The sequence below is a fragment of the Salmonella sp. SJTUF15581 genome (assembly GCF_043356775.1).
Classification (GTDB): domain Bacteria; phylum Pseudomonadota; class Gammaproteobacteria; order Enterobacterales; family Enterobacteriaceae; genus Salmonella; species Salmonella enterica.
The window spans coordinates 438827-461759 of record NZ_JBEUJY010000001.1; the positions used below are offsets into that span (position 1 = coordinate 438827).

General features: G+C 51.9%; 18 protein-coding genes and 1 other annotated feature (1 of these 19 only partly in view). Of the genes, 11 read left to right on the forward strand and 7 right to left on the reverse strand.

What is annotated here, in order from left to right:
- Positions 1-56: a sequence feature (Thr leader region), on the forward strand (it extends 65 nt beyond the left edge of the window).
- Positions 57-81: 25 nt separating this feature from the next.
- Genes thrA through thrC form a run of 3 tightly spaced genes read left to right on the forward strand, consistent with a single transcriptional unit; the run spans position 82 to position 4765 of the window.
- Positions 82-2544, forward strand: a complete 2463-nt coding sequence (gene thrA / locus ABVN36_RS02135; RefSeq protein WP_001264679.1) for a bifunctional aspartate kinase/homoserine dehydrogenase I — start codon at positions 82-84, stop codon at positions 2542-2544.
- A 1-nt stretch (position 2545) separates the two neighbouring features.
- Positions 2546-3475 (forward strand): homoserine kinase, encoded by a 930-nt coding sequence (gene thrB / locus ABVN36_RS02140; protein ID WP_000241685.1) that lies wholly within the window; start codon positions 2546-2548, stop codon positions 3473-3475.
- 3 nt (positions 3476-3478) lie between these two features.
- The gene (gene thrC, locus ABVN36_RS02145; protein ID WP_023138575.1) at positions 3479-4765 is read left to right on the forward strand and encodes a threonine synthase; all 1287 of its coding nucleotides are present in this window, start codon (positions 3479-3481) and stop codon (positions 4763-4765) included.
- A 93-nt stretch (positions 4766-4858) separates the two neighbouring features.
- On the opposite strand, the gene yaaA is transcribed toward thrC, so the two are convergent.
- Both yaaA and ABVN36_RS02155 read right to left on the reverse strand, forming a co-directional pair.
- Positions 4859-5632, reverse strand: coding sequence for a peroxide stress protein YaaA (gene yaaA, locus ABVN36_RS02150; protein WP_000906175.1), 774 nt, complete (start codon positions 5630-5632; stop codon positions 4859-4861).
- A 78-nt stretch (positions 5633-5710) separates the two neighbouring features.
- A complete protein-coding gene (locus ABVN36_RS02155; RefSeq protein ID WP_001113814.1) occupies positions 5711-7141 on the reverse strand; it encodes a sodium:alanine symporter family protein in 1431 nt (476 codons plus the stop codon).
- Between the two features lie 268 nt (positions 7142-7409).
- On the opposite strand from ABVN36_RS02155, the gene tal reads away from it, so the two are divergent.
- A complete protein-coding gene (gene tal / locus ABVN36_RS02160; protein ID WP_000130175.1) occupies positions 7410-8363 on the forward strand; it encodes a transaldolase in 954 nt (317 codons plus the stop codon).
- Between the two features lie 110 nt (positions 8364-8473).
- Positions 8474-9064 carry a molybdopterin adenylyltransferase gene (gene mog / locus ABVN36_RS02165; protein ID WP_000380373.1) on the forward strand — a complete coding sequence of 197 codons (591 nt, stop codon included), beginning with the start codon at positions 8474-8476 and terminating at the stop codon, positions 9062-9064.
- A gap of 56 nt (positions 9065-9120) precedes the next feature.
- Here the strand turns inward: mog and satP are convergent, their stop codons facing one another.
- From satP to ABVN36_RS02180, 3 genes are all read right to left on the reverse strand, one after another.
- On the reverse strand, positions 9121-9687 hold the full coding sequence (gene satP / locus ABVN36_RS02170) for an acetate uptake transporter (protein WP_000528525.1): 567 nt from the start codon (positions 9685-9687) through the stop codon (positions 9121-9123).
- A 149-nt stretch (positions 9688-9836) separates the two neighbouring features.
- The gene (msyB, locus tag ABVN36_RS02175; protein ID WP_001103477.1) at positions 9837-10550 is read right to left on the reverse strand and encodes an acidic protein MsyB; all 714 of its coding nucleotides are present in this window, start codon (positions 10548-10550) and stop codon (positions 9837-9839) included.
- 35 nt (positions 10551-10585) lie between these two features.
- Positions 10586-10990, reverse strand: a complete 405-nt coding sequence (locus ABVN36_RS02180) for a DUF2541 family protein (protein WP_001258086.1) — start codon at positions 10988-10990, stop codon at positions 10586-10588.
- A gap of 348 nt (positions 10991-11338) precedes the next feature.
- On the opposite strand from ABVN36_RS02180, the gene dnaK reads away from it, so the two are divergent.
- The 4 genes from dnaK to ABVN36_RS02200 all read left to right on the forward strand — a co-directional run bounded on the left by dnaK (position 11339) and on the right by ABVN36_RS02200 (position 16179).
- Complete coding sequence (dnaK, locus tag ABVN36_RS02185) at positions 11339-13255, forward strand: molecular chaperone DnaK (protein ID WP_000516126.1); 1917 nt, start codon at positions 11339-11341, stop codon at positions 13253-13255.
- Positions 13256-13340: 85 nt separating this feature from the next.
- On the forward strand, positions 13341-14480 hold the full coding sequence (gene dnaJ / locus ABVN36_RS02190) for a molecular chaperone DnaJ (protein ID WP_001119009.1): 1140 nt from the start codon (positions 13341-13343) through the stop codon (positions 14478-14480).
- A 280-nt stretch (positions 14481-14760) separates the two neighbouring features.
- On the forward strand, positions 14761-15708 hold the full coding sequence (locus ABVN36_RS02195) for a LysR family transcriptional regulator (protein WP_000534907.1): 948 nt from the start codon (positions 14761-14763) through the stop codon (positions 15706-15708).
- Positions 15709-15834: 126 nt separating this feature from the next.
- Positions 15835-16179 carry a phage holin family protein gene (locus ABVN36_RS02200; protein WP_000026889.1) on the forward strand — a complete coding sequence of 115 codons (345 nt, stop codon included), beginning with the start codon at positions 15835-15837 and terminating at the stop codon, positions 16177-16179.
- Positions 16180-16239: 60 nt separating this feature from the next.
- Here ABVN36_RS02200 and ABVN36_RS02205 read toward each other — a convergent pair whose 3' ends face one another.
- Positions 16240-16773, reverse strand: coding sequence for a glycoside hydrolase family 108 protein (locus ABVN36_RS02205; protein WP_001068132.1), 534 nt, complete (start codon positions 16771-16773; stop codon positions 16240-16242).
- 16 nt (positions 16774-16789) lie between these two features.
- Positions 16790-17233, reverse strand: coding sequence for a transcriptional regulator (locus ABVN36_RS02210; protein ID WP_000860681.1), 444 nt, complete (start codon positions 17231-17233; stop codon positions 16790-16792).
- A gap of 381 nt (positions 17234-17614) precedes the next feature.
- Here ABVN36_RS02210 and ABVN36_RS02215 point away from each other — a divergent pair, with 381 nt between their 5' ends.
- On the forward strand, positions 17615-19714 hold the full coding sequence (locus ABVN36_RS02215; protein ID WP_000235803.1) for a glycosyl hydrolase family 18 protein: 2100 nt from the start codon (positions 17615-17617) through the stop codon (positions 19712-19714).
- Positions 19715-19806: 92 nt separating this feature from the next.
- Complete coding sequence (locus ABVN36_RS02220) at positions 19807-22803, forward strand: hypothetical protein (RefSeq protein WP_023138577.1); 2997 nt, start codon at positions 19807-19809, stop codon at positions 22801-22803.
- Positions 22804-22933 lie beyond the last annotated feature (130 nt).

Consider the following 22933-nt stretch of genomic DNA (forward strand, 5'->3'; position numbering starts at 1 on the left):
CGCGTACAGGAAACACAGAAAAAAGCCCGCACCTGAACAGTGCGGGCTTTTTTTTCGACCAGAGATCACGAGGTAACAACCATGCGAGTGTTGAAGTTCGGCGGTACATCAGTGGCAAATGCAGAACGTTTTCTGCGTGTTGCCGATATTCTGGAAAGCAATGCCAGGCAAGGGCAGGTAGCGACCGTACTTTCCGCCCCCGCGAAAATTACCAACCATCTGGTGGCGATGATTGAAAAAACTATCGGCGGCCAGGATGCTTTGCCGAATATCAGCGATGCCGAACGTATTTTTTCTGACCTGCTCGCAGGACTTGCCAGCGCGCAGCCGGGATTCCCGCTTGCACGGTTGAAAATGGTTGTCGAACAAGAATTCGCTCAGATCAAACATGTTTTGCATGGTATCAGCCTGCTGGGTCAGTGCCCGGACAGCATCAACGCCGCGCTGATTTGCCGTGGCGAAAAAATGTCGATCGCGATTATGGCGGGACTTCTGGAGGCGCGTGGGCATCGTGTCACGGTGATCGATCCGGTAGAAAAACTGCTGGCGGTGGGCCATTACCTTGAATCTACCGTCGATATCGCGGAATCGACTCGCCGTATCGCCGCCAGCCAGATCCCGGCCGATCACATGATCCTGATGGCGGGCTTTACTGCCGGTAATGAAAAGGGTGAACTGGTGGTGCTGGGGCGTAATGGCTCTGACTACTCTGCCGCCGTGCTGGCCGCCTGTTTACGCGCTGACTGCTGTGAAATCTGGACTGACGTCGATGGTGTGTATACCTGTGACCCGCGCCAGGTGCCGGACGCCAGGCTGCTGAAATCGATGTCCTACCAGGAAGCGATGGAACTCTCTTACTTCGGCGCCAAAGTCCTTCACCCTCGCACCATTACGCCCATCGCCCAGTTCCAGATCCCCTGTCTGATTAAAAATACCGGTAATCCGCAGGCGCCAGGAACGCTGATCGGCGCGTCCAGCGACGATGATAATCTGCCGGTTAAAGGGATCTCTAACCTTAACAACATGGCGATGTTTAGCGTCTCCGGCCCGGGAATGAAAGGGATGATTGGGATGGCGGCGCGTGTTTTCGCCGCCATGTCTCGCGCCGGGATCTCGGTGGTGCTCATTACCCAGTCCTCCTCTGAGTACAGCATCAGCTTCTGTGTGCCGCAGAGTGACTGCGCGCGTGCCCGCCGTGCGATGCAGGATGAGTTCTATCTGGAGCTGAAAGAGGGGCTGCTGGAGCCGCTGGCGGTTACTGAGCGGTTGGCGATTATCTCTGTTGTCGGCGACGGTATGCGCACGCTACGCGGCATTTCAGCGAAATTCTTCGCCGCGCTGGCGCGGGCTAATATCAATATCGTGGCGATCGCTCAGGGATCTTCTGAGCGTTCCATTTCTGTGGTGGTGAATAACGACGATGCCACCACCGGCGTGCGGGTAACGCACCAGATGCTGTTCAATACCGATCAGGTGATTGAAGTGTTTGTCATTGGCGTCGGCGGCGTCGGCGGCGCGCTACTGGAACAGCTTAAACGTCAGCAAACCTGGCTGAAGAACAAGCACATCGATCTACGCGTGTGCGGCGTGGCGAACTCAAAGGCGTTGCTAACCAATGTGCATGGCCTGAATCTGGACAACTGGCAGGCGGAACTGGCGCAAGCGAACGCGCCGTTCAATCTGGGACGCTTAATTCGCCTGGTGAAAGAATATCATCTACTCAATCCGGTGATTGTTGATTGTACCTCCAGTCAGGCGGTGGCCGACCAGTATGCCGACTTCCTGCGTGAAGGATTCCATGTGGTGACGCCAAACAAGAAAGCGAACACCTCGTCGATGGACTACTACCATCAGCTACGTTTCGCCGCCGCGCAATCACGGCGCAAATTCTTGTATGACACCAACGTCGGCGCCGGTTTGCCGGTAATCGAAAACCTGCAAAACCTGCTGAATGCGGGTGATGAACTGCAAAAGTTTTCCGGCATTCTTTCCGGGTCGCTCTCTTTTATTTTCGGTAAACTGGAAGAGGGGATGAGTCTCTCACAGGCGACCGCCCTGGCGCGCGAGATGGGCTATACCGAACCCGATCCGCGCGACGATCTTTCCGGTATGGATGTGGCGCGGAAACTGTTGATCCTCGCCCGCGAGACGGGCCGCGAGCTGGAGCTTTCCGATATCGTGATTGAACCGGTGTTGCCGGACGGGTTTGACGCCTCCGGCGATGTGACCGCCTTTATGGCGCATCTGCCGCAGCTTGACGACGCGTTTGCCGCCCGTGTGGCTAAAGCTCGTGATGAAGGTAAGGTATTGCGCTATGTGGGCAATATCGAAGAGGATGGCGTGTGCCGCGTGAAGATTGCCGAAGTTGATGGTAACGATCCGCTCTTCAAAGTGAAAAACGGTGAAAACGCGCTGGCGTTCTACAGCCACTATTATCAGCCCTTGCCGTTGGTGCTGCGCGGCTACGGCGCAGGCAATGATGTGACGGCGGCGGGCGTGTTTGCCGATCTGTTACGGACCCTCTCATGGAAGTTAGGAGTTTAACATGGTGAAAGTGTATGCCCCGGCTTCCAGCGCGAACATGAGCGTCGGTTTCGACGTGTTGGGCGCAGCCGTCACACCCGTTGACGGCACGTTGCTGGGCGATGTGGTATCCGTTGAAGCAGCGGACCATTTCCGTCTGCATAACCTGGGGCGATTTGCCGATAAACTGCCGCCGGAGCCGCGTGAAAATATTGTTTATCAGTGCTGGGAACGTTTTTGCCAGGCATTGGGGAAAACCATCCCGGTGGCGATGACGCTGGAAAAAAATATGCCGATTGGTTCCGGGTTAGGGTCCAGCGCCTGTTCCGTCGTCGCTGCGCTGGTCGCGATGAATGAGCACTGCGGCAAACCGTTAAACGACACGCGTCTGTTGGCGCTGATGGGCGAGCTGGAAGGCCGTATCTCCGGCAGCATCCATTACGATAACGTCGCGCCGTGCTTTCTTGGCGGTATGCAGTTGATGATTGAAGAAAACGGCATTATTAGTCAGCAGGTGCCGGGCTTTGATGAGTGGCTATGGGTACTGGCTTATCCGGGCATTAAAGTTTCCACCGCAGAAGCACGGGCCATTTTGCCTGCGCAGTATCGCCGTCAGGATTGCATTGCGCATGGACGGCATCTGGCCGGTTTTATTCACGCCTGTTACTCGCGGCAGCCGCAGCTTGCCGCCGCGCTGATGAAAGATGTTATTGCCGAACCATACCGCGCGCGTTTACTGCCGGGCTTTAGCCAGGCGCGGCAGGCGGTGTCGGAGATCGGCGCGCTGGCGAGCGGGATTTCAGGATCGGGGCCGACGCTGTTTGCGCTATGCGATAAACCGGAGACGGCGCAGCGCGTCGCGGACTGGCTGAGCAAACATTATCTGCAAAATCAGGAAGGCTTCGTTCATATTTGCCGGCTGGATACGGCGGGCGCACGAGTAGTGGGATAATCAATGAAACTCTATAATCTGAAAGACCATAATGAGCAGGTCAGCTTTGCGCAGGCCGTCACGCAAGGACTGGGCAAACAGCAGGGACTTTTTTTTCCGCACGAACTGCCGGAGTTTAGCCTGACGGAAATTGATGAGATGCTCAACAAGGACTTTGTCAGCCGTAGCGCAAAGATCCTCTCGGCATTTATTGGCGATGAAATACCGCAGCAAATTCTGGAAGAGCGCGTCCGCGCGGCGTTTGCGTTCCCGGCGCCGGTAGCGCAGGTAGAAAGCGATGTCGGCTGCCTGGAGCTGTTCCATGGTCCGACGCTGGCCTTTAAAGACTTCGGCGGGCGTTTTATGGCGCAAATGCTGACGCATATCAGCGGCGACAAACCGGTGACGATTCTGACCGCAACGTCAGGCGATACCGGCGCGGCGGTGGCTCACGCGTTCTATGGCCTGGAAAATGTGCGGGTCGTCATTCTCTACCCGCGCGGTAAAATCAGTCCGTTGCAGGAAAAACTGTTCTGTACGCTGGGCGGCAACATTGAAACCGTGGCGATCGACGGCGATTTCGACGCTTGCCAGGCGCTGGTGAAACAGGCATTTGATGACGAAGAACTGAAAACGGCGCTGGGGCTGAATTCGGCTAATTCGATTAATATCAGCCGCCTGTTGGCGCAAATTTGCTACTACTTTGAAGCCGTGGCGCAACTGCCGCAGGGGGCGCGTAACCAACTGGTGATCTCCGTCCCCAGCGGCAACTTTGGCGATTTGACGGCAGGGCTGCTGGCGAAGTCGTTAGGCCTACCGGTGAAACGTTTTATCGCCGCCACCAACGTCAACGACACTGTGCCGCGTTTTCTGCATGACGGAAAGTGGGCGCCGAAAGCGACGCAGGCGACCCTGTCGAATGCGATGGATGTCAGCCAGCCGAATAACTGGCCGCGCGTGGAGGAGCTATTCCGCCGTAAAATCTGGCGCCTGACTGAGCTGGGCTATGCGGCGGTGGATGATACTACGACACAGCAGACGATGCGCGAGCTGAAAGCGAAAGGTTATATCTCGGAACCTCATGCGGCGGTAGCGTATCGGGCATTACGCGACCAGTTAAACCCTGGCGAGTATGGCTTGTTTCTCGGAACGGCGCATCCGGCGAAGTTTAAAGAGAGCGTGGAGTCCATTCTGGGAGAAACGCTGGCCTTGCCTGAAGCGCTCGCCGAACGCGCCGACCTGCCGCTGCTTTCACATCATCTGCCTGCGGATTTTGCCGCCCTGCGTAAGCTGATGATGACCCGCCAATAACCATTGCGCCCGGTGGCGCTGTCGCTTACCGGGCCTATGGGGTGGTGTCGATTTGTAGGCCGGATAAGGCGTAACCGCCATCCGGCGATGCCGTTACTGCTCGTAGCGTTTAAAGACCAGCTCGTCTTGTGTGGAGGTTTCTTCATCAAAGAAATACCCTTCACGGTCAAACGCGGTAAGCTGTTCCGGCTTCGTTAAGCGGTTTTCAATAATAAAACGGCTCATCAGTCCGCGCGCTTTTTTGGCGTAGAAGCTTACCACCTTAAACTTGCCGTTTTTCTCATCAAGGAACACGGGCTTAATCAGTTCGGCATTCAGTTTCTTCGGCTTCACCGATTTAAAATATTCCTCGGAGGCCAGATTCACCACCACCCGATCGCCCTGCGCCTCAAGCGCTTCGTTGAGCTTATCGGTAATGATATCGCCCCAGAATTGATAAAGATCTTTGCCGCGCGGATTCTCCAGGCGAATCCCCATCTCCAGACGATAAGGCTGCATTAAATCCAGCGGGCGCAATACGCCATACAAGCCAGAGAGCATACGCAGATGTTGTTGAGCAAAATCAAAATCCGCGTCGTTGAACGTTTCCGCCTGTAGGCCAGTATAAACATCGCCTTTGAACGCCAGAATCGCCTGGCGTGCATTATCCGGCGTAAAATGAGGCTGCCAGTCATGAAAACGCGTGGCGTTGAGATCCGCCAGTTTGTCGCTAATTCCCATCAGCCTGGAAATTTGCGGCGCCGAAAGCTGGCGGGCCTGTTGAATAAGCTGCTGGCTGTGATCCAACAGCTCCGGCTGGGTATAGCGGGTCGTGGCCAGCGGGCTTTGATAATCAAGCGTTTTTGCAGGTGAAATCAGAATCAGCATATCCAGTCCTTGCAGGGAATTTTCTGCGACTTTAGCAAAAAAACGCCGCAGAGTTGACCGATGGTTGCGATTGTCGGCTTAATCGCGCGATGCCGCATCCCAGGTATCTGGCGCCAGTTGTGGTTCGATATCCGGGAAGCGCCGCGGATCGAACTGCGGTCTTACGCCCAGTTTCCGTTGTCGCAGATAATCGCTGGCGAGGGTATACACCACCGGTGAGAGCAACAAAATCGCCGTCAGATTGGTAATGGCCATACAGGCCATGATCATGTCAGCGAGCTGCCATATCAGCGGAAAACTGATAAGCGTACCGGCGATAACCATGCCAAGCGTCGCAAGGCGTAATAGCCAGATGGCCTTTGCGTTATGTAACCGCAGAAAAAACAGATTGTTCTCGGCGTAAATATAGTTGGCGACGATAGAACTGAACGCGAACAGAATGACGATAAGCGCGACAAAACTGGCGCCCCATTCACCGGTCAACGAAACCATTGCATGTTGGAGAAGCTGAATGCCTTCTGTTGACGAGTGGGACGCGTGATTCCCCGCCAGCAGGATAATCATCGCGCTGGCTGTACAGATGATAATGGTGTCGCTGAATACGCCAATCATTTGCACAATCCCCTGCGCGACAGGGTGAGGGGGATACGACGTTGCCGCTGCGGCCGCATTAGGCGTTGACCCCATTCCCGCTTCATTAGAGAACATCCCACGCTGAAAACCGCTGGTAATAGCCTGAGTGAGCGTATATCCGGCTGCGCCTGCCGCGGCTTCCTGCCAGCCAAATGCGCTTTTGACTATCGAGGCGATAACGCCAGGCATTTGCTCAATATGCCAGAGGCAAATAAATACGCTGCCGGCGACCCACAATAACGCGATGATGGGAATCAGCCATTGCATCAGACGGGCGACGCCTTTGATGCCGCGAATGATAATTAACAGGGCACAGAACGCCAGAGCAATGCCGGAGATAAGCGGCGGAATGTTGAAGGCGAAATGGAGCGCGCGTGAGACGGCATTCGCCTGCACGCTATTAAAAATCAACCCGTAGGCGACGAGCAGAAAGAGGGCGAAAACCACGCCCATCCAGCGCATTCCCAGCCCACGCGCCATATACCACGCCGGGCCGCCGCGGAACTGGCCTGTCGGGTCACGTTCTTTATAAAGCTGGGCAAGCGAACACTCGGCGAAGGAGGTCGCCATGCCAATGATGGCCGAGACCCACATCCAGAATACCGCGCCGGGACCGCCTGCGGCGATAGCCAGAGCCACGCCGGCCAGATTACCGCTGCCAATCCGCGCCGCGAGGCTGGTACACAGCGCCTGAAATGACGTCAGGCCGCCTGGCTGCGGGCTAAGGCTGCCTTTCAGACTGCGGCTAAATTGGCGAATATAACGAAATTGAATGAATCCGGTACGCCAGGTAAACCAACATCCTGCGCCGAGCAGCAGGTAAATCATTACCGAGCCCCAGAGTATTTCGTTAATAAAACTGAAAAACTCAGGCATTAACGTCCCTCTTGTTGATGCCGTCACGCTTTGATGATCCTGTATAAGCGTGACCCATGATGTAGATGACCTTGTCAGACTAATATTAACGGCAGTTTACCATAAATACGGCGGTATCCTTTAATTGCGCATCAACCGTCGGCAGATACGCAAACAGTGCACAAGGGCAGCCAGGTGCATGTAGGCGGTTGCGCTGTGAGTGCGTCGTGTTATCATCAGGGTAGACCGGTTACATCCCCTAACAAGCTGTTTAAAGAGAAACTCTATCATGACGGACAAATTGACCTCCCTTCGTCAGTTCACCACCGTAGTGGCTGATACCGGAGATATCGCGGCAATGAAGCTGTACCAGCCGCAGGATGCTACAACTAACCCTTCTCTCATTCTTAACGCAGCGCAAATCCCGGAATATCGTAAGCTGATTGACGATGCTGTCGCCTGGGCGAAACAGCAGAGCAGCGACCGCGCGCAGCAGGTTGTTGACGCGACCGATAAGCTGGCGGTGAATATTGGCCTGGAAATCCTGAAGCTGGTGCCGGGGCGTATTTCTACCGAAGTTGACGCGCGTCTGTCTTATGACACTGAAGCGTCTATCGCCAAAGCAAAACGTATCATTAAACTCTACAATGATGCGGGTATCAGCAACGATCGTATCCTGATCAAGCTGGCGTCCACCTGGCAGGGCATTCGCGCAGCCGAACAGCTGGAAAAAGAAGGCATCAACTGTAACCTGACGCTGCTGTTCTCCTTCGCGCAGGCGCGTGCGTGCGCCGAAGCGGGCGTCTACCTGATCTCGCCGTTCGTAGGTCGTATTCTTGACTGGTATAAAGCCAATACCGACAAGAAAGACTATGCGCCAGCTGAAGATCCGGGCGTGGTTTCCGTAACGGAAATCTACGAGTACTACAAACAGCATGGTTACGAAACCGTCGTTATGGGCGCAAGCTTCCGTAACGTAGGCGAAATTCTGGAGCTGGCGGGCTGCGACCGCCTGACTATCGCACCGGCATTGCTGAAAGAACTGGCGGAAAGCGAAGGGGCGATTGAGCGTAAGCTCTCTTTCTCCGGCGAAGTCAAAGCGCGCCCGGAACGCATTACCGAAGCCGAGTTCCTGTGGCAGCATCACCAGGACCCCATGGCGGTGGACAAACTGGCGGATGGTATCCGTAAGTTTGCGGTAGACCAGGAAAAACTGGAAAAAATGATCGGCGATCTGCTGTAATCATTAACGCGTGGCCCTGATATGGGTCACGCTACCTCTTCTGAAACCTGTCTGTCCTTCCCTTCGCAGTGTATCATTCTGTTTAACGAGACTGTTTAAACGGAATAATCATGGATACCTTACGTATTGGCTTAGTTTCTATCTCCGACCGCGCTTCAAGCGGCGTTTACCAGGATAAAGGCATTCCTGCGCTTGAGGAGTGGCTCGCTTCTGCGCTGACCACGCCTTTCGAGGTCCAACGGCGCTTAATTCCTGATGAACAGGAAATTATCGAGCAAACGTTGTGTGAACTGGTTGATGAGATGAGCTGTCATCTGGTGCTGACCACTGGCGGTACCGGTCCGGCGCGTCGCGACGTCACGCCGGACGCGACCCTTGCCATCGCCGACCGTGAAATGCCAGGTTTTGGCGAACAGATGCGCCAGATCAGCCTGCGCTTTGTGCCGACCGCCATTCTTTCCCGCCAGGTGGGCGTTATCCGTAAACAGGCGTTAATTCTTAATCTGCCTGGACAGCCAAAATCGATCAAAGAAACGCTGGAAGGCGTAAAAGCGGACGATGGCAGCGTTAGCGTGCCGGGCATTTTTGCGAGCGTGCCGTATTGTATACAGCTGCTTGACGGGCCGTATGTCGAAACCGCGCCGGAAGTGGTTGCCGCTTTCCGTCCGAAGAGCGCCAGACGTGAGAATATGTCATCCTGACCGGAAGAGACTGATAGTAGGGTTATTCCTCCCGGTGCGGGAGGAATAAAAGAGATTTAGTGCGCCTCGCCGATTGGCAGAATAGTGCGGCCAAATTGCTCGTTTAGCACTTCACCCATCGCCAGATAAATAGCGCTGGCGCCGCAAACCAGACCAACCCAGCCTGCGATATGGATAATGGCTTCGTTACCGGTGATATTGCCGACCGCCAGCAGAGCGAACAGTACGGTCAGGCTCAGGAAAACAAATTGCAGCGCGCGGGCGGCTTTCAGCGTACCGAAGAACATAAACAGCGTGAACACGCCCCACAGACCTAAATAAGCGCCGAGTAGCTGAGCGTCAGGCGCATCCGTCAGGCCCATTTTCGGCATCAGCAGGATAGCGACCAGCGTCAGCCAGAACGAACCGTAAGAGGTAAAGGCCGTTAAACCAAAGGTATTGCCTTTTTTATACTCCAGCAGACCGGCAAAAATTTGCGCGATACCGCCGTAGAAAATCCCCATCGCCAGAATAATACCGTCCAGGGCGAAAAAACCGGCATTGTGCAGGTTAAGCAGAATGGTGGTCATGCCGAAGCCCATCAGGCCCAGCGGTGCCGGATTAGCCAACTTAGTGTTGCCCATAATTCCTCAAAATCATCATAATTGAATGGTGAAATAGTTTCCCAGAATAACGAGTTCCGTATTCGGGGCGCGGCATAATAATCAGGGGGAAGAGGACTGTCTATGATCTAATAAGGGGGAAAAGAAAATATTTCCCCCTGTGAGGGCATTCACGCCTGAACGGCTGCCATCATTCGTCGTAGGCAGGCTATTTGCAACACCGCCGGAATAGTCACGCGATACGCGCTGCCGCTCATCGCTTTGACGCCGTTTAACGCCGCGCCGACCGGGCCGCCAAGACCTGCGCCGCGCAGCAATCCGTGGCCCAGGATGCTCATTGCGGCATGGGTACGCAAAATGCGGGTAAGCTGGGTGGAAAGCAGGTGGGAGACCCCTTTTGCCAGACTGCGATCTTTCATGAGCAGCGGCAGCAGTTCTTCCAGTTCAGAAACTTTGGCGTCTACGGCTTGCAGAAATTCCTGCTTATGCGCCGCGTCCATCTTCTGCCAGGTATGACGTAAAAAATGCTCCAGCAGTTGCTGTTCTATTTCAAACGTCGACATGCTTTTATCTGCTTTAAGTTTTAGCCGTTTTGCGACATCCAGCAGAATCGCGCGGTACTGTTTTCCGTGTCCGCGCAATTTGTTGGCGATACTGTCGCCGCCGTAATGCTGAAACTCGCCGGCAATGAGCTGCCAGTTACGGCGGTGTTGCTCCGGGTGACCTTCCATCGCTTTGAACAGCTCGTTATGACTAAGGACGCTCGACAAGCGAGCTTTGCCCTTTTCGTTATGCGTCAGCAAACGGGCGAAATCGGCGAGTTGTTCTTCGCTACAATGCTGAAGAAAGTCTAAATCCTCGTCGTGTAAATAGGTGACGTTCATTTTCAGTCTGGCTTTTGGAATAGAAATAACAGCGATTAATCGTCGCCAATGACTTTAAGTCTCGCCATATCGGAAGAATTTACCGTATGGCCTGAGAAGGTAATCTTTGATACGCAGCGTTTGTTGTCGTTATCGCTATTAATATTGATCCAGCCTGTTGTCTGGCCCTCTTTGATTGAGGAAGGGACGTTCAGGCTTTGGCTGGCGCTACGCGCAGTTTTAAAATAGACGGATGCGCCGCTAAGTTCGATGTCGCCGTGATCCGCCGTGAGTTGAATGCGCTTCACGATGCGGCAGACGGGAATTTTCAGCGTGAGATCGTTCGTTTCATTTCTGGGCATGGCAATAACACCCAGTATTTTATGGTCGTTCGCGTGCGCGACGCTACTTAACGCCAGGCCGAAAAGCAGGCCGGCGGAAATCGTTAACACAGATCGCATGGAATTTCTCTTTGACGGGTTCAATAAGCAATTACCGTCTATCATACTCTGCTCATGGCAACGATTCAGTTTTGTAATCTTTTCTTTTTATTACAATTTTTCTGTGAATGGTATTCGTTATTTAATTTATTTCATGAATGTTTGTCTGTCTGGTTTTCCATCGCGCCCTCTCGTCACTAAAAAATTTTTTCATCTCCCCCTTGATGACGTGGGTTACGACCCCATCTTGTAGTCAACCGCAGTGGTGAGTCTGAAAAAAAACGATTCAGGGTAGTTGAAACCGCACGTTTCGCCCTTATTACAGATTCACAACCACATGATGACCGAATTTTTAGTGGAGACGTTTAGATGGGTAAAATTATTGGTATCGACCTGGGTACTACCAACTCTTGTGTAGCGATTATGGATGGAACGCAGGCACGCGTGCTGGAGAACGCCGAGGGCGATCGCACTACGCCTTCTATCATTGCTTATACCCAGGATGGTGAAACTCTGGTTGGTCAGCCGGCTAAACGTCAGGCAGTGACAAACCCGCAAAACACCCTGTTTGCGATTAAACGCCTGATTGGCCGCCGCTTCCAGGACGAAGAAGTTCAACGTGACGTTTCTATCATGCCGTACAAAATCATCGGCGCCGACAACGGCGACGCATGGCTTGATGTGAAAGGTCAGAAAATGGCGCCGCCGCAGATTTCTGCCGAAGTGCTGAAGAAAATGAAGAAAACGGCTGAAGATTATCTGGGCGAACCGGTAACTGAAGCGGTTATCACCGTACCGGCTTACTTTAACGATGCGCAGCGTCAGGCTACCAAAGACGCTGGTCGTATCGCGGGGCTGGAAGTTAAACGTATCATCAACGAACCGACTGCCGCAGCGCTGGCTTACGGTCTGGATAAAGAAGTCGGCAACCGTACTATCGCGGTTTACGACCTCGGTGGTGGTACTTTCGATATCTCTATTATCGAAATCGACGAAGTTGATGGCGAAAAAACCTTTGAAGTTCTGGCAACCAACGGTGATACCCACCTGGGTGGTGAAGACTTCGATACCCGCCTGATCAACTACCTCGTTGACGAGTTTAAGAAAGATCAGGGCATTGATCTGCGTAACGATCCGCTGGCCATGCAGCGCCTGAAAGAAGCCGCAGAAAAAGCCAAAATCGAGCTGTCTTCTGCGCAGCAGACCGACGTGAACCTGCCGTACATTACCGCAGATGCCACCGGTCCGAAACACATGAACATCAAAGTGACTCGTGCGAAACTGGAAAGCCTGGTTGAAGATCTGGTGAACCGTTCTATCGAGCCGCTGAAAGTCGCACTGCAGGACGCTGGCCTGTCCGTGTCTGATATCAACGACGTGATCCTCGTTGGCGGTCAGACCCGTATGCCAATGGTGCAGAAAAAAGTGGCTGAGTTCTTTGGTAAAGAGCCGCGTAAAGACGTGAACCCGGACGAAGCTGTGGCTATCGGCGCAGCGGTACAGGGCGGCGTATTGACCGGTGATGTGAAAGACGTACTGCTGCTGGACGTTACCCCGCTGTCTCTGGGTATCGAAACGATGGGTGGCGTGATGACTCCGCTTATCACCAAAAACACCACCATCCCGACCAAGCACAGCCAGGTGTTCTCTACTGCGGAAGACAACCAGTCTGCGGTAACCATCCATGTGCTGCAGGGTGAGCGTAAACGTGCGTCTGATAACAAATCTCTGGGTCAGTTCAACCTGGATGGCATCAACCCGGCGCCGCGCGGTATGCCGCAGATCGAAGTCACCTTCGATATCGATGCTGACGGTATCCTGCACGTCTCCGCGAAAGACAAAAATAGCGGTAAAGAGCAGAAGATCACCATCAAGGCATCTTCTGGTCTGAACGAGGAAGAAATTCAGAAAATGGTTCGCGATGCAGAAGCGAACGCTGAATCCGACCGTAAGTTCGAAGAGCTGGTTCAGACCCGTAACCAGGGTGACCATCTGCTGCACAGCACCCGTAAGCAGGTTGAAGAAGCAGGCGATAAACTGCCGGCTGATGACAAAACCGCTATCGAGTCTGCGTTGAGCGCGCTGGAAACTGCCCTGAAAGGCGAAGATAAAGCCGCTATCGAAGCGAAAATGCAGGAACTGGCGCAGGTTTCCCAGAAACTGATGGAAATCGCTCAGCAGCAACATGCGCAGCAGCAGGCTGGCTCCGCTGACGCTTCTGCAAACAACGCGAAAGATGACGACGTTGTCGACGCTGAGTTTGAAGAAGTAAAAGATAAAAAATAATCGCCCTTTGAACGGGTAATTACTGGCACGGGCGAAGAGGTTTCCTCTCCGCCCGTGCATGCATGTTAAGGGCAGATAAAAAGAGATGGCGAAAAGAGATTACTACGAGATTTTAGGCGTTTCCAAAACAGCGGAAGAGCGTGAAATCAAAAAGGCGTATAAGCGCCTGGCCATGAAATATCATCCGGACCGCAATCAGGGTGATAAAGAGGCCGAAGCTAAATTTAAAGAGATTAAAGAAGCCTATGAAGTGCTGACCGATGCGCAAAAACGCGCAGCCTACGATCAGTATGGTCACGCCGCGTTTGAACAAGGCGGTATGGGCGGCGGATTTGGCGGCGGCTTTAATGGCGGCGCTGATTTCAGTGATATCTTTGGTGACGTTTTTGGCGATATCTTTGGCGGCGGGCGTGGTCGCCAACGTGCGGCGCGTGGGGCTGATTTGCGTTATAACATGGATCTCACCCTGGAAGAAGCGGTGCGTGGCGTGACCAAAGAGATCCGTATTCCGACGCTGGAGGAGTGCGACGTTTGCCACGGCAGCGGGGCGAAAGCTGGCACGCAACCGCAAACCTGTCCGACCTGTCATGGTTCTGGTCAGGTACAGATGCGCCAGGGATTCTTTGCTGTACAGCAGACCTGCCCACACTGTCAGGGACGCGGTACGCTGATCAAAGATCCGTGCCATAAATGTCACGGTCATGGGCGTGTTGAAAAGAGTAAAACTCTGTCCGTTAAAATCCCGGCGGGCGTGGATACCGGCGATCGTATTCGTCTGGCAGGCGAGGGCGAAGCGGGCGAGCATGGCGCACCGGCAGGCGACTTGTATGTTCAGGTCCAGGTGAAACAACACCCTATTTTCGAGCGTGAAGGCAATAATCTTTATTGCGAAGTGCCGATCAACTTTGCGATGGCGGCGCTGGGCGGTGAAATTGAAGTGCCGACGTTAGATGGTCGCGTGATGCTGAAAGTACCGAGCGAAACACAAACGGGCAAGCTGTTCCGTATGCGCGGCAAAGGCGTGAAGTCCGTACGCGGTGGCGCGCAGGGCGATTTGCTGTGCCGTGTGGTGGTTGAAACGCCGGTCGGTCTGAGCGAAAAACAGAAGCAATTGCTAAAAGATCTTCAGGAAAGTTTTGGCGGCCCGACGGGAGAGAAAAACAGCCCGCGTTCAAAAAGCTTCTTTGACGGCGTGAAAAAATTCTTTGACGATTTGACTCGCTAATCTTTTTCCCGTTGTATTTTTCTTCAGCCCGGGTGTATATCCGGGCTTTTTTCTGCCTGTACGCGCCCAGGCTTCTGTTAAACGCATCGTATCCTCTCATTTGTTGATATTTTGTTTTTACTGATAAACAAATTGATGTTAATCAGCAGTTTTGTATACGCTTATTCTTTAAAAAAACGTGATGTGATGACATTAATGATTGCTTTTTTAGATGCTGTGAATTGATTTATCTTGAGTATTATCTATATTGCTTTTTTTAGTTTCCGGAGGCAGACAGCGAATGGGATCGAAAGGTGCCAACAAGAGCTTTGATTATAATTTAATCAAAATTCTTGACGCTGTTATTTTGTCAGGAAATGCGGCTATGGCGGCAAAAAAGTTAGGCATTACACCGGCTGCCGTTTCTCTGGCGTTAAAGCGCCTGCAGAGTTATTACCCGGAAGAACTGTTTAGCAGAGGGAAAGGCGGGCTCATCCCCACAGCTAAGGCTGTCGACATTCACCAAAATTTCAGTCAGGTGATGAAACTGGTGGATGACACATTTCTCTGTAATAGCAAAAAAGATGAAGCGTTCCAGATAACGTTATTAGGCAGTGATATTGTTGAAAGCTATTATCTTTCTCAGCTCTATAACAGCGATATATTTGACCGTATTTTGATAAATCATTTCACTGTCAGAAATATGAGTCGGGAGCATATCAGCGAACTTCTGTTTACTGCGCAAGGCGATCTGTTGATTAGTGCCGAACCTTTGCTGGAGTCCGGCATAGAGAATCAAATTATTGATAGTTTTAAATCATTTGTTTGTATCTGTAGCAGTAAACACATGCTGAGTACCCTCTCACAACTGTCGCTACATCATTTTTATTCTTCGCGTCATGCGTTATATCAGCCGGGGATGGGGGCTTCAGTGATATATCATGATAGCGAATTATTTAAGGATGATCTTTACTATACTGGCAGGCGTATTGTCGGCTATCGCAGTGATTCGCTTAACGGTTTGATGAGCATGATCGAACGAACCTCATTGATTGCATTGATGCCTTTGAAATTAGCGCTTTTTTATAAAAATCATCGTAAATATGACATTAAATTTATTCAGCCTCCGCCCGAACTGGCTTTGAAGTCAGTTCAGGTCTATGCATCCTGGAATAAAAATAGTAGAAATATATCGACGATTAATGAGATGGTAAGTATGTTACAAACGCTTTCCTCCTTCCGTCGCTAATACACCTCATTTTTACGCTTTGATTTAATATGGTTTTAAATGATGTGCTTTGATTTTTACCCTTCTGACAGGGCGCTTACACTCCTTGTGTTAATTATTCATTTATAATGATTTCGGAGTGTTAAAATGTCTATTCCCAACCATGTGTCGACAACGGAAGTTGTGCTATTGGAGCTAGAGATCTTACTCACTATTATTTCGATTGGCGCGTGGGGAGGCTTTGTCAGCTATCTTTTACGCAAAGATAAGACAGAATATAATAGTTCTCATGAAAGTATTAAATATTGCTTAACGCAGATCGTGATTTCCTGCTTCACCAGTTTCTTGTTAAGCGCGATTGCGATCGAAAAAGAATGCAGTTTCAACATTGTTCTGTTGGCGGCAGGCTTAGGCGGTGTTTTCGCGAGTCCGATCTTAAAAATTCTTGGGCGACGGATTAAAAAAATTATCGAAGGAAATAATTCAGATTAATTATCATTCGCAGTATCAGGCTCATCCGTGAGCCTTTTACGCGTCTTTTTTCAGCCGGGTCTAGGTCACTCTATTCTTGATCCAGCCATAAATAAATTGTTCGTTATTGTGGTTTTTCTCAGCAACGTTTAAGTAGTACGTGCCCTGACTGCAATTGAGGGCTTTCACCAAAACGGCTTCCCCTTCCTGGCCCCGCCAGGCCAAATAATGTTCGAGAGCGGCAAGCGTCCGCGGGCCAATATTGCCATCCACATGAATATCCGGGTAGCGTTTACCTTCGTGATTAAAGACGTTTAACCAGCGTTGCAGCCACGCGCTGGGGTGGTAAGCGCCTATGTTGACTGCCGCATCGCACAGCTCGAAGGAGACTGGCCACGATAGCGTCGAGATGACGTCAAAACCTGGTTTTATCCAGTAATCCTCTTCGAGAATCGCGTAGGCTTCAGCGTGGGTCAGATCCCGCATATCGCCAGCATAGCCATGCGCTCGCGCCGTGGCTTCGGTAATGCCCCAATGGGTGGCGCCGCCTTTATCTTTAGGATTAAATACGTAACCGCCTTCAAGCGCAATAATTCCATCTATAATTGGATTCATCTTCCCTTTCCTTCGCTTAGTGAATATGCAGATACATGAGAGAACCTAACGTTACTGAAAATACGGTCGTCAGGGCGGCGATGGTTTGCCGTACAATCTGTTTTTTTCTTCCCTTTGTTTCGCTATCCGTCGCGATAATGGCGATATCACTATTCACTTTGAGACCTTGTCTTGGAATGGTAATAAAAAGATCGTTAATACCAAGCGCTTTAAGGTCACGTCTGATTAAATAGAGAATCTGCGTTAGATTTGCATCATTAACATAGTGGCTTCGACTTCCCCATAACGCAGTGGTTATTTTTTGTCGCTCGATAATCTCCAGATGAGCATTCTCGATGATGAAACTGAGGCATTTGGCTCTCATCGCAGTCATTTTAATAACCTGTGAATTTGAGACCGTCCTCAGTTCATATTTACCTTCATTGTAAATGCAGTTGCTATTAATGATATAAGTTTTCATAACGTCTTCCTTTAGAAATGTACATCCTGGTTGTCTGTGGTGACTATATTGTATGAGAAATGTCTTAATCCAATAAATGTCACTGGTTTTATTGTATTGTCATTGTCTATAGCGAGTGTAATCACATTATTTCATTGAAATTAAATGATATTTAATTACATGATAAATGATATTTACTATGCTCTCACCAGAACGGACTAAGCGGGCGCTGAGAGATGTTGTTTTCTCTTCGACAGACGGTGTTGTTAACCTCATTTTTATGATTTTTATATCATCATAAAAAGATGATGTTTTGTGATTAGCTATTTTTTATGCCTGTAACGATTATGGACCCCGCAGAACGAGCTGCGACAATTTTGAAACGTAAAAGGAAATTTGAAAATGGCTACAAGCAAACTGATTCAAGGCGATACAATTACTGAAACTACTCATGCAGCGAATGGTTTTGACCCTGCAACAAGCGATGATAAAATAAGCTATACTTCCGCTCGTGTTGCGAAACCGGTATACAATAAATATAAAAATTCCACGACTAAACCGAAGGTATTCGGTTATTACACCGACTGGTCACAGTATGACAGCCGTCTGCAAGGCAATATGTCCCAACCGGGCCGTGGTTATGATTTAACCAACGTTTCACCGACGGCTTATGACAAACTGATTTTCGGCTTTGTTGGCATCACCGGTTTCAGAAAAATTGATAAAGAAGACCGCGACGTCGTAGCAGAAGCGGCAGCACAGTGCGGCAAAGTGAAATATGAACCGACCTTCCTCGATCCGTGGGGTGATTTCCAGTCTTATATCAACCTGGGTTTTGAAACCAGCGGCTGGGATGTTGATCCGAAAACCGTGACCCAGGCTAACGCCAAAGGTATGCTGGGCGCGCTGCGTGATATGCAGGCAAAAGCGAAAGCCGCAGGCCACACGCTGGCGCTCTCCATGAGTATCGGCGGCTGGAGCATGAGTAACGGGTTCCACGAAACCGCCGCTTCTGACTCTTCTCGTAAAATCTTCGCCAAAGGCGTGGTGAAACTGTTCAAACAGTTCCCGATGTTCAGCGAAGTGGATATTGACTGGGAATACCCGAACGATGAAGGGGCGGGCAACCCGTTTGGTCCGGAAGATGGCGCTAACTACGCGCTGCTGATTGCCGAACTGCGTAAACAGCTGGATTCCGCTGGTCTGAGCAATGTGAAGATCTCTATTGCCGCTTCTGCTGTCACTACTATTTTTGACTATGCGAAAGTAAAAGATCTGATGGCTGCTGGCCTGTATGGCATCAACCTGATGACCTATGACTTCTTCGGTACGCCGTGGGCGGAAACGCTGGGCCACCACACTAACCGCAAAGCGCTGGAAGAGGGCGGCTGGGCTGTCGAAACTATCGTTGATCACCTGCTGGCGGAAGGTTTCTCCGCTGACCGTATCAACATCGGTTATGCCGGCTATACCCGTAACGCTCGTCAGGTAGAAATTGAATCCCTGTCGCCGCTGAAAGGTTCTTACAACCCAGGTTCAGGCCCTACTACCGGTTCCTTCGAATCCGGCACCAGCGAATGGTATGACGTCATTTATAGCTACCTGGATCTGGAAAACCAGAAAGGCCGTAACGGTTTCAACGTTTACACCGACCAGGTCGCTGATGCTGACTACCTGTATAGCCCGGAATCCAAACTGTTTTTATCCCTGGATACGCCGCGTACCGTCAAAGCAAAAGGCGAATATGCAGCGAAACTGGGCCTGGGCGGCGTGTTTACCTGGACTATCGATCAGGACAACGGCGTGCTGGTTAACGCCGTGCGTGAAGGTCTGGGTTATGAAATCGAATCTGAAGTTATCGATATGGAACCGTTCTACTTTGAAGGTATCAATGTAGAAAAAGATGAAGAGCAGAGCGACAGCGACGACGCGCAGAAGGTCAACCACGCGCCGAAAGCGGCGATTGAACTGCTGGTCGTAGGCGGATCTACGGTACAGCTGTCTGGCGCAGGTTCTTCTGATGAAGATAACGATGAGCTGTCCTTTAGCTGGGGCGTGCCTTCTCAAATCACTGTGGCAGACAAAACGGCTGAAATCATTGAGGTTGTGGTACCGGAAGTTAGCGAAAAAACAGCCTTCCAGTTCACCCTGTTTGTACGCGACTGCTACAACGAACCGTCCTCTCAACAGCGCTTTGTTCTGACGGCTGTGCCTGCGCTATCTCAGGTTCAACCGGAACCGGAAGAGGAAGAAGAGATTATCGTTCCTGTACCGGACGAGGAAGAAGATACCACGCCGGCTGAGGATGATACGTCAGCAGATGACAAAACGTCACCTTACGCGCAGTGGGATGCTTCTACCGTTTATGGCGCAAACTGGGGTTCTTTCGAAATCGTTAGCTGGAAAGGCCATAACTATCAGGTGAAATGGTGGTCTATGGGCGACCAGCCTGACCTGAACTGCGGTGTCGGCGGTGCATGGACCGATCTTGGCGCTTACTAATACACGGCATTAAGCACGATGTATTGGGCTTCATGATTCAAGCCCCGGTTTACCGGGGCTTTTCTCCACCAGGGACAGAGGAAGAGCAGACCATGACCATTTCCATCCATGCCAGCGCATTTGACGTCAACAGCTGGTATCAAAAAATCACCTTAACCTTCATCAATGAGAGCGGTAATCCGGTCGATATGAACCATGCCGCAATATCATTCACGGCTTCCGGGCACATCGATCCATGGGGAAATAGCGGCGGTACGCTCAAAGGGAACCTGCCGCTTACGCTGAATGAGAGTTCGTATGGCACGCTGGAAACTAACAACATCATCATTAATAACAGCGATGCATTACTTCTTCAGCCGGGCGAACGCGGGACGCTCTCTTTCAGCCTCGCGGCGACGCAGGTGCCGGTAAAAATGTCCGCCATCACCTTGACGCTGGCGTCATCGTCATCCGAAGACGCAGAGTCTGAAACCCCATCCGATGAGGAGACGCCAGCGATACCCGCCGCAGACGAACAACCCGCCGAACCCGATGTGCCGGAAAAGGACAATGACCTTCAGGAACGCGGCCTTACGCTTAACGTTAGCGAGTTGAATGCCGCGAGTTGGTATCAACGCGTCACCTTTACGCTGACCAACCTCTACGCTCAGGCGGTAGATCTCAATCAGCTTCAACTGAATTTTACGGCCAGCGCGCACCCCGATCCCTACAGTCCGTTTCAGGGAACAATGCTGGGGAATCAGGCCGTGACGCTGGCCAGCGATGGGGGATGGCCCATCGAGAAGAATACCATCACCATTAATCATGACGGCGCGCTGATGCTGGCGGCGGGGGATACCGCCGAATTACAGTGCTATCTGGCTGCCACGCAGATGCCAGTTGCCATCAGCGATTTGAGCGCGACGTTGGCCCATGACCCTGCCCGTCAGGGAAAAATTTGTGTTCATTTTCCTGCCATGACGCAGACCGTGGCGCTCAAACCGGCAATTGAGCTGCTGTTTCCTGCCGGCGAAACCCGGCGCTTTGTCGGTGAGTGGGGAGAGGTTCTGACAATAAGCGATCTTAGCGCAGGAACGTATCGGCTTACCGTACCGGTACTGGCGAATGATGAGATGCAAATCGCGCCAGTCGAGTCCTCTTTTACCGTTACGCTGCAATCCGGCGATGCCGCCGCGCAGGTCCAGGTATCCTGTCTGCCGATTGTCCGTTATGCCAGCGCGCGTCTGATGATTGACGCCCCTGCGCTTGGTAATGCGAAATTAACCGTTGATATCGCCGATGCTACGCAAGCGGATGAGCGTACTATCACGCTGATCGCCAACCAACCGCAGTTAATCACCCGGCTACTGGCGGGGCATCATTATACGGTCAATCTGCAGCCTGCGGTGATTAATAACCGCTTTATATCGGCACCCATACAGCTTACGGGGTTTATCCCTGCTGCGGCGCAGGTTGCCGAGGTTGCTGTCGCTTACCAACAGTCAGCGCTCGACACGGCGAGTTTCGTGACGGTGGATGCCACTCTACTGGGCCTGCCCGATGGCGTCGCGCCGCAGCGTTATCTGTTCAGCAGCGGTAAATATCAGTACTCATTAATGCTGGAGAGCGGCAGCGATCGGCAGACGTTGGCATTACGCTTTGCGCCCGGGCTGTATGATGTTCAGACGGACGATATTTTCATCGACAGTGTGCCGTGGCGTTGTGAACAGGCCGGGCCGCTACGGTTGTTGCAAAAGGTCAACCATGTGGCGCTGGAGTTTCTGCCCGGCGTGACGTTACAGGTAAAAGGTTGGCCTGATTACCTTGCTCATGGCGGCGTGACGGTTAATGCGCCAGAGACGGTTTCTCTTTATCGCGATATACCGTTTAGCGCGTTGTTTAAATACGATGGTTTTGACGGCGGCGGCGATCCGGTTCCGGCCGCAGAGGTTGACGTGAACGGGGATGGTTTTCTGGATTACGCGACGTTACCGATCCATAAAACCGTTGCGCTGGTGCGCCAGATAGAAAAAGAAGCCGGGCGTAGCGTCATGCCGGTAATGGTCATTTATACCGCGAATGCCAGCGGCGGTAGCGCGCTGGCGGATTTACAGGATGCGCAAAAGCTACGTAACCATTTTGGTAACTTTATTACCCAGTGTCTGGCGGCGCAGTCATACAAAGATGAGACGCATCCTGTCCCGGCCACCTTTGTGCTTAACCCGGATTTTCTCGGGGCGCTACAGCAAGGACCGTATGGCTATACCGTAGTACGGCAAAAAAACAGTGTGCCGGTGAATGCCCAACTGGCGGCGGCGATACAAGCATTACCGGCGATGGCTGGCTTTATCGCGCCTTCGTTGCCGACGTTTAGCGACGATCTCTACGGCTATATTCAGGCGGTGAACTATCTTGTTCGTCAGTTTGCCCCGGATGTGGCTTTTGGCTGGCAGACGAATGTCTGGGCGACAGGAACGGCGGACTGGGTGCTGCGCGATACCGCTGATCCGGTAGCTGAAGGGCAGGCGATCGCCGGATTTATTCATGAACTGGGCGTTTATAGTGGAGAATATGCGCCGGACTTTATTGCGTTTGATAAATTTGAGCGAGACTGTTTCAGTCCTGATGCGCTTGCCCACTATGGCTGGAATGCGACATGCTGGCTTAATTACCTGGCGATGGTCAAACAGGTGACGAAAGTGCTGCTGACGCCCGCCATGCTGTGGCAAATCCCTGGCGGCCATATGCCTACAGTAGAAGAGGGCGTCAGTAAAATCAGCGCTGCGCACTTTGCATCCGGCGGAACCTTTTTTATGGGTGACGCCCGCATTGGCAGCGATCCTGACACGCTCTCTTTGCAGCTACTCAATACGGCCTTAAATAGCGCGACTTACGGCGTCCCGACCGTCGGCGACTTTTTACGTAAAGATAAAGGGTATGACTGGGGCCAGATGCAGGCGCTGAACCTACCGGACTTTAACGTCTTTTCGATCTTATGGGGCGGTGGTTCTACTATCAGTATTACGACAATCCATTCTAACGGTGAAGACGGCGGCTGGCTGGCGGATAAAATGGTAGAGTATTATGCTGCTCCACGCTATTTCAGATAATATCACTGCTTATTTGCATTAATCTGGACTATTAGTTTGAGATTCGAAGGTGCGTGCTCTTTCGAATCTCTTTTCTTGCGCCCCCTGACCTCTCATTCTTTATGCGTAATTCGTTATTAATTTTCTGTAA